The 16,048-nt window shown below is 59.0% G+C and carries 13 protein-coding genes; 2 read left to right on the forward strand and 11 right to left on the reverse strand.

Going from position 1 to position 16,048, the window contains the following annotated elements:
• Position 1: 1 nt before the first annotated feature.
• Positions 2 to 1,912 carry an ATP-dependent zinc metalloprotease FtsH gene (gene ftsH, locus KGB28_RS23910; protein ID WP_150754339.1) on the reverse strand — a complete coding sequence of 637 codons (1,911 nt, stop codon included), beginning with the start codon at positions 1,910 to 1,912 and terminating at the stop codon, positions 2 to 4.
• A 199-nt stretch (positions 1,913 to 2,111) separates the two neighbouring features.
• Positions 2,112 to 2,744: a 23S rRNA (uridine(2552)-2'-O)-methyltransferase RlmE gene (gene rlmE, locus KGB28_RS23915; RefSeq protein WP_223448138.1), complete on the reverse strand. Its 633-nt coding sequence runs from the start codon at positions 2,742 to 2,744 to the stop codon at positions 2,112 to 2,114.
• Positions 2,745 to 2,849: 105 nt separating this feature from the next.
• Between rlmE and KGB28_RS23920 the strand changes: the two genes are divergently transcribed.
• The gene (locus tag KGB28_RS23920; protein WP_007942889.1) at positions 2,850 to 3,158 is read left to right on the forward strand and encodes a YhbY family RNA-binding protein; all 309 of its coding nucleotides are present in this window, start codon (positions 2,850 to 2,852) and stop codon (positions 3,156 to 3,158) included.
• Between the two features lie 9 nt (positions 3,159 to 3,167).
• Here the strand turns inward: KGB28_RS23920 and KGB28_RS23925 are convergent, their stop codons facing one another.
• The 8 genes from KGB28_RS23925 to grpE all read right to left on the reverse strand — a co-directional run bounded on the left by KGB28_RS23925 (position 3,168) and on the right by grpE (position 13,633).
• Positions 3,168 to 3,572, reverse strand: coding sequence for an MFS transporter (locus KGB28_RS23925; protein WP_223448208.1), 405 nt, complete (start codon positions 3,570 to 3,572; stop codon positions 3,168 to 3,170).
• A gap of 28 nt (positions 3,573 to 3,600) precedes the next feature.
• Positions 3,601 to 4,077, reverse strand: a complete 477-nt coding sequence (gene greA, locus KGB28_RS23930; protein ID WP_223448209.1) for a transcription elongation factor GreA — start codon at positions 4,075 to 4,077, stop codon at positions 3,601 to 3,603.
• 2 nt (positions 4,078 to 4,079) lie between these two features.
• A complete protein-coding gene (gene carB / locus KGB28_RS23935; RefSeq protein WP_223448139.1) occupies positions 4,080 to 7,301 on the reverse strand; it encodes a carbamoyl-phosphate synthase large subunit in 3,222 nt (1,073 codons plus the stop codon).
• 117 nt (positions 7,302 to 7,418) lie between these two features.
• On the reverse strand, positions 7,419 to 8,555 hold the full coding sequence (carA, locus tag KGB28_RS23940) for a glutamine-hydrolyzing carbamoyl-phosphate synthase small subunit (protein WP_046038697.1): 1,137 nt from the start codon (positions 8,553 to 8,555) through the stop codon (positions 7,419 to 7,421).
• 259 nt (positions 8,556 to 8,814) lie between these two features.
• A complete protein-coding gene (gene dapB / locus KGB28_RS23945) occupies positions 8,815 to 9,618 on the reverse strand; it encodes a 4-hydroxy-tetrahydrodipicolinate reductase (protein WP_056728226.1) in 804 nt (267 codons plus the stop codon).
• A 10-nt stretch (positions 9,619 to 9,628) separates the two neighbouring features.
• Positions 9,629 to 10,753 carry a molecular chaperone DnaJ gene (gene dnaJ, locus KGB28_RS23950; protein WP_057716482.1) on the reverse strand — a complete coding sequence of 375 codons (1,125 nt, stop codon included), beginning with the start codon at positions 10,751 to 10,753 and terminating at the stop codon, positions 9,629 to 9,631.
• Positions 10,754 to 11,047: 294 nt separating this feature from the next.
• The gene (dnaK, locus tag KGB28_RS23955; protein ID WP_223448140.1) at positions 11,048 to 12,964 is read right to left on the reverse strand and encodes a molecular chaperone DnaK; all 1,917 of its coding nucleotides are present in this window, start codon (positions 12,962 to 12,964) and stop codon (positions 11,048 to 11,050) included.
• Positions 12,965 to 13,066: 102 nt separating this feature from the next.
• On the reverse strand, positions 13,067 to 13,633 hold the full coding sequence (gene grpE, locus KGB28_RS23960) for a nucleotide exchange factor GrpE (RefSeq protein WP_008047467.1): 567 nt from the start codon (positions 13,631 to 13,633) through the stop codon (positions 13,067 to 13,069).
• 240 nt (positions 13,634 to 13,873) lie between these two features.
• On the opposite strand from grpE, the gene recN reads away from it, so the two are divergent.
• Positions 13,874 to 15,547 (forward strand): DNA repair protein RecN, encoded by a 1,674-nt coding sequence (gene recN / locus KGB28_RS23965; RefSeq protein WP_223448141.1) that lies wholly within the window; start codon positions 13,874 to 13,876, stop codon positions 15,545 to 15,547.
• Between the two features lie 75 nt (positions 15,548 to 15,622).
• Here the strand turns inward: recN and fur are convergent, their stop codons facing one another.
• Complete coding sequence (gene fur / locus KGB28_RS23970; protein ID WP_003197684.1) at positions 15,623 to 16,027, reverse strand: ferric iron uptake transcriptional regulator; 405 nt, start codon at positions 16,025 to 16,027, stop codon at positions 15,623 to 15,625.
• Positions 16,028 to 16,048: the final 21 nt, after the last annotated feature.

The following is a 16,048-nucleotide window of genomic DNA, read 5'->3' on the forward strand; positions in this document are numbered from 1 at the left end:
CTTATACGTCAGCAGCAGGACCACCGATCGGTGTTTCCGGACGCTCATCCTGCACCACCGGCGGGGTCCCGGAAGTACCCGTGCCACCCGACCAATCGCGCGGCTCGCGAGGCGGACGACCCGCCATGATGTCGTCGATCTGCTCGGCATCGATCGTTTCGTACTTCATCAAGGCATCGGCCATCGCATCGAGCTTGTCACGGTTGTCCGTGAGAATCTGCTTCGCCGTGCCGTAGCACTGATCGATGATGCTGCGCACTTCGGAGTCGATCAGCTTGGCTGTCTCACCGGAGAAGCTTGCACTCTGACCGCCACCGCCGCGACCGAGGAACACTTCACCCTCTTCTTCGGCATACATCAACGGACCGAGTTTTTCCGAAAGACCCCACTTGGTCACCATGTTCCGCGCAATCTGGCTGGCGCGCATGATGTCGTTGGAGGCACCGGTGGTGACGCCATCGAAGCCCAGGGTCATTTCTTCAGCGATACGACCGCCGTACAGCGAGCAGATCTGGCTGATCAATGCACGCTTGGACAGGCTGTAACGATCTTCTTCCGGCAGGAACATGGTCACACCCAGCGCACGACCGCGCGGGATGATCGACACCTTGTACACCGGATCATGCTCAGGCACGACACGACCCACGATGGCGTGGCCCGCTTCGTGATAAGCCGTGTTCTGTTTTTCTTTCTCGGACATGACCATGGATTTGCGCTCGGCGCCCATCATGATCTTGTCTTTCGCCAGTTCGAACTCTTTCATCTCGACGATGCGCTTGCCGGCACGGGCAGCGAACAACGATGCCTCGTTCACCAGGTTCGCCAGGTCAGCACCGGAGAAGCCTGGAGTACCACGAGCGATCACGCCCGGAGCAACGTCGTCGCCCATCGGCACTTTGCGCATGTGAACCTTGAGAATCTGTTCGCGACCACGGATGTCCGGCAGACCGACCACAACCTGGCGGTCGAAACGGCCCGGACGCAGCAACGCAGGGTCCAGTACATCAGGACGGTTGGTCGCGGCAATCACGATGATGCCGTCATTCATTTCAAAGCCGTCCATCTCAACCAGCAACTGGTTGAGCGTCTGCTCGCGCTCGTCGTGACCACCACCCATGCCAGCACCACGATGGCGACCGACCGCATCGATTTCGTCGATGAAGATGATGCATGGAGCGTGTTTCTTGGCCTGTTCGAACATGTCGCGAACACGGCTGGCACCCACACCGACGAACATTTCGACGAAGTCGGAACCGGAGATGGTGAAGAACGGCACTTTGGCTTCGCCGGCAATCGCCTTGGCAATCAAGGTTTTACCAGTACCAGGAGGACCGACCATCAGCACGCCACGAGGAATGCGACCGCCCAAACGCTGGAACTTGCCCGGATCGCGCAGGAACTCGACCAGCTCACCGACTTCTTCCTTGGCTTCGTCGCAACCGGCAACGTCAGCCAAAGTGGTTTTGACCTGATCTTCGGAGAGCAGGCGCGCCTTGCTCTTGCCGAAGCTCATCGGCCCGCCCTTGCCACCGGCACCGCCCTGCATCTGCCGCATGAAGAACATGAACACGGCGATGATCACGAGGATCGGGAAGCTGGCGACCAGAAGCTGAGTCCAGATGCTTTGTTGTTCAGGCTGTTTGCCTTCGACCACGACGTGGTTATCCACCAGGTCACCGATCAGGCCGTTGTCCTGGATCGCCGGGCGAATGGTCTTGAAGCTGTCGCCATCGTTGCGTTTGCCGGTAATCACGTAGCCATCAACCGCCACGCGCTCGACCTTGCCATCCTTGACCTGCTGGATGAAGTCGGAATAGTTGAGGGTCTGCGGCTCGTTAGGGCTGGAGAAGTTGTTCATCACCGTCACCAGGACAGCCGCGATGATCAACCACAGGATCAGATTCTTTGCCATATCGTTCAATTAACTACCCTCTGAAGCAAGCTCCGCTACTGGCGCGCGCTTCGCATGATATTCACCGGCCTAACTTACTACATTACCTACAACTTGGCAGGCGCCGTCTGTAACCCTTTGTGAAACACTTCCTACACAATATTCGCTAATTCTGACAAGGCGTAATACAAAAATCCTATCGCCCCGATCGAAAATTCACTCAACCCTCAGTGCGTCCGCGGAAACCACGGCCCAGCAAGTACTGCTCGCGAGAACGGTCGCGCGACGAGGTCGGCTTGCGCATCTGCACCTTCTCGAACTGCTGGCGAACGCTCTTGTGGAACTCGTCGAAGCCTTCGCCCTGGAAGATCTTGATCAAAAAATCACCACCGGGCTTCAACACCCGAGTCGAGAGATCCAGTGCCAACTCGCACAGGAACATCGCTCGCGGCATGTCTACGGCCGGTAATCCACTCATATTGGGGGCCATATCGGAAATCACAAGGTCTACTTCCTTATTTCCGACGGCATTGAGGATCTGAGCCAGCACGGCATCCTCGGTAAAGTCCCCTTGAATGAAGGTCACGTCCGGGATGCTGTCCATTTCCAGAATGTCAGAAGCGATCAGTGTGCCCTGCCCACCAATCAGACGACTGGTCACCTGGGACCACCCACCGGGGGCCGCACCAAGGTCGATTACGCTCATGCCCGGGCGGATCAGACGGTCCTTTTCCTGGATCTCCAGCAGTTTGTAGCTGGCGCGGGAACGGTACCCGTCTTTTTGTGCCATTTTGACGAATGGGTCGTTGAAATGTTCTTTCAGCCAGTTAAGGCTTGTCTTGGAACGGGCCACGGGCCACCTCGAAAATAAAACGGGTCGTGATTAACTGGGCGGTCCCGGACTCGCTCGGGTAAACTGGCCGCCGCTTTTTACAAGATCAGACGCAGGGGTCAGATTATGCCGCTCACTCAAGAGCAGAAGAAACAGTACAAATCCATTGGCCACCATCTGAAACCGGTTCTGATTGTGGCAGACAATGGTTTGACTGAAGGTGTGTTAGCCGAACTCGAACGCGCATTGGCGGATCACGAGCTGATCAAGATCAAGCTCAACATCCTCGATCGCGAATCGCGCCTGGCGTCCATTGCAGAGCTCTGCAAGGTCGGCAAAGCGGATCTGGTCCAGGTCATCGGCAAGATGGCACTGATCTACCGCAAGAACTTCAGCGTCAACAAGCAGCTGTCGAACGTCCATCGCTTCAAGTGATGGCAAGGGTCAAGGGTGTGCTTCGCGCACCCTGCCACTCCATCCCGGCACCGGCTGCAACACCAGCACCAGCCCGGAAAAGCCCAGGACAAGATAGCTGAACGCCTGCCAACGATCGGCATCCGGCCAGCCGAAACGCACCGCGAAGTACATCGCACACGCATACAGCGACATCAACAGCAGTTGCCCGCGAATATCCCGCCATAGACTGACAAGGCCCTCGGCCTTAACCAGCACCAAAGCCTGAAATATCACACACGCCGTAGCAAATCCCACTACCAGCGTATTGAGCATGCCTGCGATTTCGTCGATCAGCAGCGGCGCCAGGCCAATTCGCCCCAGCACCGGCAACAGACCGATTTGCAACAGCCACAAGCCGCCGACCCACAACATCTGGGTCAGCTGCCAAAGCATGGCGCCCGCACGAAACGGGCGCCGGCCTTCAGACGTGGCGAACTTCGACAATCTCGTACTCGATAACGCCACCAGGCGTTTTGACTGCAACCACATCACCCTCTTCCTTGGCAATCAAGGCGCGAGCCAGTGGCGAGCCGACCGAAATCTTGCCGAGTTTGAAGTCAGCCTCATCCTCACCCACGATGTGGTAAGTGACGCGCTCATCCGTCTCGACGTTGGCGATTTCAACGGTGGTGCCGAAAATCACTTTGCCGGTGTGCGCAATGGTCGTGACATCAATGATGACCTGATTTTGAATCCGGCCTTCGATGTCACGGATCCGCGCCTCGACCATACCCTGCTGCTCACGGGCAGCATGGTATTCGGCGTTTTCCTTCAAGTCACCCAACTCGCGGGCCGTACCGATGTCCTGGCTGAGCTTCGGACGGACGACCTTGGTCAGGTGAGTGTGTTCTTCTTCCAGGGCGCGAGCGCCCTGAACGGTCATTGGGTACTTCGTTATGCTCATGCCTTCAATCCTGCGTGTAGATCCTGCAAGCGGCGTACGGTCTTCTCGGGACCGAACTTAAGCGCTTCGCAGATGGCTTCGCCAGCAGCAATGGTGGTGGTGCAGTAAATCTTGTGCTGCAAGGCATTACGACGAATGGAGTACGAATCAGCGATCGACTGACGACCTTCGGTGGTGTTGATGATCAGCGTGACTTCGTCATTCTTGATCATGTCGACCACGTGCGGACGACCTTCGGTCACCTTGTTCACACGGCGCACTTTCAGGCCTGCCGCCTCGATCAGCTTGGCAGTACCGGCAGTGGCGACCACTTCGAAGCCCAAGTTGATCAGATCACGGGCCACGCCCGCAACCAGTGGCTTGTCGTCGTCACGTACGCTGATGAACGCAGTACCGCCGGTCGGCAGCACTTCGCTGGCACCCATCTGGGCCTTGGCGAACGCCTCACCGAAGGTGTCGCCCACGCCCATCACTTCACCGGTGGACTTCATCTCTGGGCCGAGGATCGGGTCAACGCCAGGGAATTTGGCGAACGGGAACACCGCCTCTTTCACGCTGTAGAAGTTCGGAATGATTTCCTTGGTGAAGCCGATTTCTTTCAGAGTCTTACCGGCCATGACGCGAGCCGCGATCATTGCCAGGGACACGCCGATGCATTTGGATACGAACGGCACGGTACGGGAAGCACGCGGATTGACTTCGATGACGTAGATGTCGTCGCCTTGCAGCGCCAACTGCACGTTCATCAGGCCGATCACGCCCAGTTCCAGGGCCATTTTCTTGACCTGTTCGCGCATCTCGTCCTGGATGTGCGCCGGCAGCGAGTACGGCGGCAGCGAGCACGCGGAGTCACCGGAGTGAACGCCGGCCTGCTCGATGTGCTGCATGATCGCGCCGATTACCACGTCCTTGCCGTCGCATACCGCATCCACGTCCATTTCGATGGCGCAGTTGAGGAAGTGGTCCAGCAGCACCGGGCTGTCGTTGGACACTTGAACCGCTTCGCGCAGGTAGCGCTTGAGTTCTTCTTCTTCGTAGACGATTTCCATCGCACGGCCGCCCAGTACGTAGGACGGACGCACCACCAGCGGGTAACCGATCTTGCTGGCGGCACGAATCGCTTCGTCTTCGCTGCGCACGGTGGCGTTTGGCGGCTGACGCAGGTTCAGACGCTGGACCATCTGCTGGAAGCGCTCACGGTCTTCGGCACGGTCGATGGCGTCAGGGCTGGTGCCGATGATCGGCACGCCGGCGGCTTCCAGGGCACGCGCCAGTTTCAGCGGAGTCTGGCCGCCGTACTGGACGATCACGCCTTTAGGCTTCTCGACACGGACGATTTCCAGCACGTCTTCCAGGGTCACTGGTTCGAAGTACAGGCGATCGGAAGTGTCGTAGTCAGTGGAAACGGTTTCCGGGTTGCAGTTGACCATGATGGTCTCGTAACCGTCATCGCGCAGGGCGAGTGCCGCGTGTACGCAGCAGTAGTCGAACTCGATGCCCTGGCCGATACGGTTAGGACCGCCACCCAGGATCATGATCTTGTCGCGACCCGATGGCGCTGCTTCGCACTCTTCCTCGTACGTCGAGTAGAGGTAGGCAGTATCGGTGGCGAACTCGGCAGCGCAGGTGTCGACGCGCTTGTAGACCGGGAAGATTTCCAGCTTGTGACGGTGAGCGCGCAGGCTCTTCTCGGTCACACCCAGCAACTTGGCCAGGCGCATATCGGAGAAGCCTTTGCGCTTGAGGCGGAACATCAGATCGCGGTCGATGCTGGTCAGACCCAGGGTCTTGACCTTCTCTTCTTCCTTGATCAGGTCTTCCATCTGCACCAGGAACCAAGGGTCGATCATGGTCATGCCGAAGATGTCTTCAACGCTCATGCCGGCGCGCATTGCGTCGGCCACGTACCAGATACGCTCGGCGCCCGGCACGGTCAGCTCGCGCTTGAGTACGCTCATGCTTTCCGGGTTGGCCAGGTCAACCTTCTCGTCCAGACCGCAAACGCCCACTTCCAGACCGCGCAGGGCTTTCTGCAGGGATTCCTGGAAGGTACGGCCGATGGCCATGACTTCACCCACCGACTTCATCTGAGTGGTCAGGCGCGCGTCAGCCTTGGGGAACTTCTCGAAAGCGAAGCGTGGCAGCTTGGTGACGACATAGTCGATGGACGGCTCGAAGGACGCCGGGGTCTTGCCGCCGGTGATGTCGTTCGACAGTTCGTCGAGGGTGTAACCCACAGCCAGCTTGGCCGCGACCTTGGCGATCGGGAAACCGGTGGCCTTCGAAGCCAGTGCCGAGGACCGCGATACACGCGGGTTCATCTCGATCACGACCATGCGGCCGGTGTTCGGGCAGATACCGAACTGAACGTTGGAACCGCCGGTTTCCACGCCGATCTCGCGCAGCACCGCCAGGGAGGCGTTACGCAGGATCTGGTATTCCTTGTCGGTCAGGGTCTGTGCAGGAGCCACGGTGATCGAGTCACCGGTGTGCACGCCCATCGGGTCGAAGTTTTCGATGGAGCAGACGATGATGCAGTTGTCCTTCTTATCGCGGACAACCTCCATTTCGTATTCTTTCCAGCCGATCAGCGATTCGTCGATCAGCAGCTCTTTGGTCGGCGACAGGTCCAGACCGCGGGCGCAGATTTCTTCGAACTCTTCACGGTTGTAAGCGATACCGCCACCGGTGCCACCCATGGTGAAGGACGGACGGATGATGCACGGGAAGCCGAGCTTCTCGAGGACCGCATTGGCCTCTTCCATGCTGTGGGCGATACCGGAACGCGGGCACGCCAGGCCGATGGATTTCATCGCCTTGTCGAAACGCGAGCGGTCTTCAGCCTTGTCGATGGTGTCGGCGTTGGCACCGATCATTTCTACGCCGAACTTCTCCAGGACGCCTTCGCGCTCCAGGTCCAGGGCGCAGTTCAGGGCGGTCTGGCCACCCATGGTCGGCAGCAGCGCGTCCGGGCGCTCTTTCTCGATGATCTTGGCAACGGTCTGCCACTTGATCGGCTCGATGTAGGTGGCGTCGGCCATGGCCGGGTCGGTCATGATGGTGGCCGGGTTGGAGTTCACCAGGATGACGCGGTAACCCTCTTCGCGCAGGGCTTTGCAGGCCTGGGCGCCGGAGTAGTCGAATTCGCAGGCCTGGCCGATCACGATCGGGCCAGCACCAAGAATCAGGATGCTTTTAATGTCTGTACGTTTTGGCATGGGTTTGTCACTCAAATCCGCAGGTCAGTCGGCAAGCCGTCTTGTTCAATCTCTGAAGCCTTGAGGGGGCCGCCAGTACGGGGCCACCCTCAAGCTTTGCTACATCAGGGCGAGCGATCAGCGTCGCTTGGCCATCTCGGTGATGAAGCGATCGAACAATGGCGCTACGTCGTTCGGGCCAGGGCTGGCTTCCGGGTGACCCTGGAAGCTGAAGGCGCTCTTGTCGGTACGCTCGATACCTTGCAGGGTGCCGTCGAACAGCGATTTGTGGATCGCGCGAACGTTGGCCGGCAGGGTCGCTTCGTCTACGGCAAAACCGTGGTTCTGGCTGGTGATCATCACCACGCCGCTGTCCAGGTCCTGGACGGGGTGGTTGGCACCGTGGTGGCCGTGACCCATTTTCAGGGTCTTGGCGCCGGAGGCCAAGGCCAGCAGTTGGTGACCGAGGCAGATACCGAAGACCGGGATCTCGGTTTCCAGCACGTCCTTGATCGCCTGGATCGCGTAGTCGCAAGGCTCCGGATCACCAGGGCCGTTGGACAGGAACACGCCGTCCGGCTTCAGCGCCAGCACATCGGCAGCAGGGGTTTGCGCAGGCACGACGGTCACGCGGCAACCGCGCTCGACCAGCATGCGCAGGATGTTCACCTTGACGCCGTAGTCGTAGGCCACCACGTGGTACGGCAGCTCGGAGGCTTCGATGGTCGCGTGGCTGTCGGTTTTCAGATCCCAGACAGTCGAGCGCCACTCGTAGCTTTCCTTGGTGCTGACGACTTTCGCCAGGTCCATGCCCTTGAGGCCAGGGAAACCCTGGGCGGCGGCGATGGCGGCGGCTTCTGAAATGTTGTCACCGGCCATGATGCAGCCGTTCTGCGCGCCTTTTTCACGCAGGATGCGCGTCAGGCGGCGAGTGTCGATACCGGCGATGGCCACAACATTGTTGGCCTTCAGGTAGTCGGACAGGGACATCGTGTTACGCCAGTTGCTCGCCACCAGTGGCAGGTCACGGATGACCAGGCCGGCAGACCAGACGCGGTTGGACTCGGCGTCCTCCGGCGTGGTACCGGTGTTGCCGATGTGCGGGTAAGTCAGGGTAACGATCTGTTGGGCGTAGGAAGGATCGGTAAGGATTTCCTGATAGCCGGTCATTGCGGTGTTGAACACCACCTCACCAACGGTCTGACCGTCGGCTCCAATGGCTTCGCCGCGAAAAATGCTGCCATCAGCAAGGGCGAGTATGGCTGGCTTAGTCAAGAAGACCTCCCGTAAATAAAGCCTGAAAGGGCGATCGCAGGTTGTAAAAAAGCGGAGTGACGTATGGACACGTCACCCCGCTTCTTCACTGAATTATTCTGCGCGCTTTTAGTGGACACACTAAAGCTGTAGCTTACAGAAAAAGGCCTTTTTGGTCTACCGCCAATGAGCCTTAAAGGCTGGAGAATGCGACAGGACGTCGCTTGACGGAACAAAACCGGGCTCAAACGCTGTGCGCGAGCCCGGATTCGGGCGCATCTTAACGCAGATCAAGCACGTCTTGCATGTCGTAAAGGCCAGGCTCGCGCCCATCCAGCCACAATGCAGCACGTACCGCACCCTTGGCGAAGGTCATGCGGCTGGACGCCTTGTGGGTGATCTCGACACGCTCGCCATCAGCAGCGAACAGCACGGTGTGATCTCCAACGATGTCGCCGGCGCGCACGGTAGCGAAACCAATGGTCTCGCGCTCGCGAGCACCGGTCTGACCCTCACGGCCATACACCGCCACCTTCTTCAGATCACGACCCAACGCATCGGCAATCACCTCACCCATGCGCACGGCAGTGCCGGACGGCGCATCGACTTTGTGCCGATGGTGAGCTTCAGTGATTTCGATATCGACATCGTCGCCCAGTACGCGAGCCGCCGTGTCGAGCAACTTCAGGCACAGGTTGACCCCGACACTGAAGTTGGCGGCGAAGACAATCGGAATGTCCTTGCCCGCTTCCGCCAGCAACTGCTTTTCTTCAACGCTGAAACCAGTGGTACCGATGATCATGGCCTTGCCGTGTTTACGGCAGAAAGCCAGGTTCTTCAGGGTCACCGTCGGGTGCGTGAAGTCGATCAGCACGTCGAATTCGTCGACCACCCGATCCAGATCACCGGACAGAGGCACGCCGATTCGACCCAGCGCAGCCAGCTCACCGGCATCCGCGCCAACCAACGTGCTGTCGGGACGATCCACCGCCGCCGTCAGGCCGGCGCCCGGGGTTTGCTGCACTGCTTCAATCAGGGTCTTGCCCATGCGCCCGGCGGCGCCCATCACTGCAATACGTCGCATGCCTGCCTCCTTACAAATCGCCGAAGAAGCGCTTCACGCCTTCGAACCAACCGGTGGTTTTTGGCGAATGGCTGTTGTCATCCGCCAGCGAACTACGGAACTCCTCGAGCATTTCACGCTGGCGACGGCTCAGGTTGACCGGAGTCTCGACCGCCACGCGGCACATCAAGTCACCAGCACCACCGCCACGCACAGGCGCGACACCCTTGCCACGTACACGGAACTGCTTGCCGGTCTGGGTCCCCTCAGGGATTTTCAGTTTGACCCGACCATCAAGGGTCGGAATCTCCAGCTCGCCACCCAGCGCCGCATCGACGAAGCTGATCGGCACTTCGCAGAACAGATGCTTGCCGTCCCGTTGGAAAATCGAGTGCTCGCGCACGTTGATCACCACGTACAGGTCGCCAGTCGGCCCACCCTGGGCACCCGCCTCGCCTTCGCCGGACAGACGAATGCGGTCACCGGTATCGACACCGGCCGGCACTTTCACCGACAGGGTCTTGTACTCTTCGACACGACCTTCGCCGTGGCAGGAATCGCACGGATCGGAAATGATCTTGCCCTGGCCATGGCAGCGCGGGCAGGTCTGCTGCACCGAGAAGAAACCTTGCTGCATGCGCACTTGGCCGATACCGCCGCACGTCGGGCAGGTCACCGGCGCAGAACCCTTCTTGGCGCCGGAGCCGTCGCAAGGCTTGCAGTTGACCAGCGTCGGAACGCGGATGTTCACGGTCGTACCGCGCACCGCCTCTTCGAGGTCCAGTTCCAGGGTGTAGCGCAAGTCACTGCCGCGCTGCGCGCCGCCACGGGAACCGCCGCGACCGCCACCGAAGAAGTCACTGAAGACATCGCCAAAGATATCGGAGAAGTTCTGGCCGCCGAAACCGGCACCGCCGCCACCCATGCTCGGGTCGACACCGGCATGACCGTACTGATCGTAGGCCGCGCGCTTGCTGGAGTCGGACAGCACTTCGTAGGCCTCGTTGGCCTCCTTGAACATCTCTTCCGACGCCTTGTCATCGGGATTACGGTCCGGGTGGTGCTTCATCGCCAGGCGACGGTAAGCCTTCTTCAGGTCCGCTTCGCTTGAGCCACGCTCAACACCCAACACTTCGTAATAGTCACGCTTTGCCATAAGTCTTTGCACTCTTGAGGACGTCCGACAAAACCCTCCTGAGTTTGCCGAACTCGTTGAGCCCCAATGCAGGCCCGGACCCAACTCACGTCAATTCAACGATCCTGGTCTTTATTTCGATGGCACTTTCAGCTCGGAAAGCAGGAGCATTCCCGACCATGCCAACAACACGCGAACCTTGTCGCATGCTGTAAAAATTCGCGTATTCCAGATACGCCAACGCGGGAGCAAGCTCCCGCGCGGCGACATCCTACCAGTCACCGCCTGAAGGCAGTCAACCGGCCGACCAACAACTTACTTGTGGTCTTTGACTTCTTCGAACTCGGCATCGACAACGTCGTCAGCCTTTTCCGCCTTGTCGCCCTGCGGTGCAGCGCCTTCAGCAGGCTGAGCCTGTTCGGCGTACATCTTCTGCGCCACTGGAGCGGAGACTTTCGACAGCTCTTCAACCTTGGCGTCGATAGCGGCCTTGTCGTCACCTTTAACGGCGGCTTCCAGGGCGACTACGGCAGCTTCGATTGCAGTCTTCTCTTCGGCAGTCACTTTATCGCCGGCATCGGCAACCATTTTGCGCGTCGAGTGAACCAGTGCGTCGCCCTGGTTACGGGCAGCAGCCAGCTCTTCGAACTTGCGGTCTTCCTCGGCGTTCGCCTCGGCATCACGCACCATGCGCTCGATTTCTTCGTCGGACAGACCGGAGTTGGCCTTGATCACGATCGACTGAGTCTTGCCGGTAGCCTTGTCCTTCGCACCTACGTGCAGGATGCCGTTGGCGTCGATGTCGAAGGTCACTTCGATCTGCGGCACGCCACGTGGAGCTGGTGGAATGTCGGCCAGGTCGAACTTGCCCAGGGACTTGTTCTGTGCGGCTTGCTTGCGCTCGCCTTGCAACACGTGAATGGTCACGGCGCCCTGGTTGTCGTCGGCAGTCGAGAACACTTGCGATTTCTTGGTAGGAATCGTGGTGTTTTTCTCGATCAGCGCGGTCATCACGCCACCCATGGTTTCGATACCCAGGGTCAGCGGGCTGACGTCGAGCAGCAGAACGTCTTTCACGTCACCAGCCAGTACCGCGCCCTGGATAGCAGCACCCATGGCAACCGCCTCGTCCGGGTTGACGTCTTTACGAGCTTCTTTACCGAAGAACTCGGTTACCAGCTTCTGAACCAGTGGCATACGGGTCTGACCGCCCACCAGGATCACGTCGTTGATCGCGCCAACGTCGATACCGGCATCTTTCATGGCGATGCGGCAAGGTTCGATGGTGCGCTGAACCAGGTCTTCCACCAGCGCTTCAAGCTTGGCGCGGGAGATCTTCACGTTCAGGTGCTTAGGACCGGTGGCGTCTGCAGTGATGTACGGCAGGTTCACGTCGGTCGACTGGCTCGAGGACAGTTCGATCTTGGCTTTTTCAGCAGCTTCTTTCAGGCGCTGCATGGCCAGCGGGTCGCCCTTGAGGTTCATGCCGCTTTCTTTCTTGAATTCGTCGACGAGGTAGTCGATCAGACGAATGTCAAAGTCTTCACCGCCCAGGAACGTGTCACCGTTGGTGGCCAGTACTTCGAACTGGTGCTCGCCATCGACTTCAGCGATTTCGATCACGGAAACGTCGAAAGTACCACCGCCCAGGTCGTAAACGATCACGGTGTGATCGCCCTTGGCCTTGTCCATGCCGTAAGCCAGAGCGGCCGCGGTTGGTTCGTTGATGATACGTTTTACGTCCAGGCCAGCGATGCGGCCGGCGTCTTTGGTCGCCTGACGCTGGCTGTCGTTGAAGTAGGCCGGAACGGTGATCACCGCTTCAGTCACGGTCTCGCCGAGGTAGTCTTCGGCGGTCTTCTTCATTTTCTTCAGGATTTCAGCCGAGATTTGTGGCGGTGCCATTTTCTGGCCGTTCACTTCAACCCAGGCGTCGCTGTTGTCAGCCTTGACGATCTTGTAAGGGACCATCTGGATGTCTTTCTGCACGACTTCTTCGTCGAAACGACGACCGATCAGACGCTTCACCGCATACAGGGTGTTGTGCGGATTGGTCACGGCCTGACGCTTGGCCGACTGGCCAACCAGGATTTCGCCATCGTTGGCGTAAGCGATGATCGACGGCGTGGTACGCGCGCCTTCAGCGTTTTCAATAACTTTTGCCTTGCCGTTTTCCAGCACGGAGACGCAGGAGTTGGTAGTCCCCAGGTCGATACCGATAATTTTGCCCATGTTCACTCTCCCGAAACTTTGGATTTGGTTGCCGCAGCAGTGGTGGCTAACTGCGGTAGCACTTAAACGCTTGACTTATAAATGGGGGCCTTGCGGCGGATTTCAAGCCTGCTCGTCAATCGAAGGCGAAACCGGCGCAGGCGCCTTGCTGACCACGACCATCGCCGGGCGCAGCAAGCGACCATTGAGCTGATAGCCCTTCTGGAACACCTTCAGAACGCTGTTCGGCTCGACATCGGCGCTTTCCTGCATGGCCATCGCCTGATGGTGAACGGCGTTGAACGGTTCGCCATGCGGATCGATTGCTTCAAGCTGATAACGCTTGAGAGTGTCCTGGAACATTTTCAGGGTCAGCTCGATGCCTTCGCGCATCGGACGGATGCTTTCGTCGTCCGGGCTGGACAGTTCCAGGCCGCGCTCCAGGCTGTCGACGATCGGCAGCAGGTCGCCGGCGAATTTTTCCAGCGCGAACTTGTGAGCCTTCTCCACATCCTGCTCGGCGCGACGGCGGACGTTCTGCAGATCGGCGGCTACACGCAAAGCCTGATCCTGAGCGCCTGCCAGTTGCTCTTCGAGCACTTGTACACGAGCCGCCAGGTCATCACCCGAAGCCTCGGGCGCCTGGTTGGCGTCTGGGTTTTGCGTATCCACTGTCTGTTCGTCAGCCATAGATTTCTCCTTTCAATTTCGTCCGCGAGCTCAACTCGCGCTTCTGCCCAGCTATATGGGGCCGCAAAATCCGGCTTCAAGGGGGCCCGACGATTAACCCTACAAAAAACAATCGCTTTGTCATTCCCGGTCGCGATAAGACTTTCGTCGGACCGAGCGAATCGAGCTAACGAGGGGCATTGTCAGCCAGAAACAAAACACTGTATAAATAACCAGACCTAACGCCTGGGAGCGGCCCATATGCTGGTGCACCTGTCCGTACACAACTACGCCATCGTTGAACATCTCGACCTCGAACTCGATCGCGGGATGAGCGTGATCACCGGGGAAACCGGCGCGGGCAAGTCGATCATGCTCGACGCGCTGGGCCTTACCCTGGGCGATCGCGCCGACAGCGGCGTGGTCCGCCCCGGCGCCGACAAAGCCGATATCCTGGCCACCTTCGATCTGGTCGACATTCCGGAAGCCAGCGCCTGGCTGGCCGAACGCGACCTCGAAAACGACGGCCCGTGCATCCTGCGCCGGGTCATCACATCCGAAGGTCGTTCGCGCGGCTACATCAACGGCACGCCCTGCCCGCTTGGCGACCTCAAGGCGCTGGGCGAGCTGCTGATCGACATTCACAGCCAGCACGAACACCAATCCCTACTCAAGACCGACACCCACCGTCGCCTGCTCGATGAATATGCCGGCGCGACCGATCTGGCCCGCCAGGTTCAGCTCGCCGCCCAACGCTGGCGCCAGACCCGCCAGGAACTGGAGCGACTCTCCAACTCCGGCGACGAGCAACGCGCCCGCCATCAGTTGCTCAGCTATCAACTCGAAGAACTGGAAAACCTTGGCCTTGGCGACAACGAACTGGAGCAGCTAGAGCAGGAACACAAGAACCTGACCAACGCCGAGACCTTGCTTGGCATCTGCCGGCAAGTCGTCGAGCAATGCAGTGAAAGTGATTCCGGAAATGTCCTCAACGCCCTCACCGCCAGCCTCAACCGCCTGTCGAGCGTGAACAGCTCGATCGGTGCGCTGGGCGAAGCCAGCAGCTTGTTGACCAGTGCACAGATCCAGGTTGAAGAGGCCGTAGGTGAACTGAACCGCTTCCTCGACAACTTCGACGCCGATCCGTCGCGCCTTCAGTACCTCGAAGAGCGCCTCGACGCGATCTACACCCTGGCGCGCAAACACCGCATCCAACCGACCGAAGTCGCCGAGATGCAGCAGAAGCTGCTGGATGAAATCGAAACCCTCAACGCCAACGACGAATCCATCGAGCGGCTGAGCGATGAGCTGTCTTCATACGCTCGTCACTATCAGGAAAAGGCTCGGGAGCTGAGCGACCTGCGTCATCAAGCCTCGAGCAGCCTGGCCAGCGCCGTGGAACAGGAGATCCAGCGCCTGGGCATGCCTGGCGGGCGTTTCACCATCGAACTGCGCCCAAACAGCAGCAACGAACTGCTGCCTAACGGACTTGAACAAGTTGAACTGCTGGTCAGCGCCAACCCTGGCCAACCATTAAAAGCCTTGGCAAAAGTTGCATCCGGAGGCGAGCTGTCACGGATCAGCCTGGCGATTCAGGTGATCACCGCGCAGACATCTCGCGTTCCCACTCTGGTGTTCGACGAAGTGGACGTTGGTATCGGTGGTCCGACTGCAGAAATCGTCGGCCAACTGTTGCGGCGCCTCGGAGAACGCGGGCAGGTACTGACCGTGACCCACTTGCCGCAAGTGGCGGCGCAAGGTCATCAACATCTATTTGTGCATAAAGTGCGCGGCGAAGATGCCACCCGCACGGCCGTTTCCAAATTGAGCAAAAACGACCGCGTCGAAGAAGTCGCACGGATGCTGGGCGGCATCGATCTCACCAAGGAGTCCCTGGCGCATGCCAAAAAAATGGTGGTGGCCGCAAAAGCCTGAATAAAGGTAGAAAGCACGAAGGCGACCCTGGGGTCGCCTTCGTTCGTTTCGCGAACTGATGTTCGCGCGACATGCTTACTTTTTCTTGCGCACGTACAGCACCAGATTGTGATCAACCATCTCGAAGCCATACTTGTCGACGATTGCTTTCTGAAGCCGCTCGATTTCTTCGTCGAAGAATTCGATCACTTCGCTGGTTTCGACGTTGACCATATGGTCGTGATGCTTTCCGTCGTCCAGTTCGAAGACCGCATGGCCTCCATCGAAGTTGTGCCGCACCACAAGGCCAGCTGCCTCGAACTGGGTCAGAACACGGTAAACCGTGGCCAGACCGACGTCCTCACCAGCCTCCATAAGGGCCTTGTAGACATCCTCGGCACTCATGTGGCGCTGCTCGGCGGAATCGAGCATTTGCAGAATTTTGACCCGTGGCAGGGTCACTTTGAGGCCGGCTTTGCGTAGTTCGCTATTTTCAACCATGGTCAGCTTTCTCGCGATGCT

This window comes from Pseudomonas sp. BF-R-19 (assembly GCF_019956445.1).
GTDB lineage: Bacteria > Pseudomonadota > Gammaproteobacteria > Pseudomonadales > Pseudomonadaceae > Aquipseudomonas > Aquipseudomonas fluorescens_BH.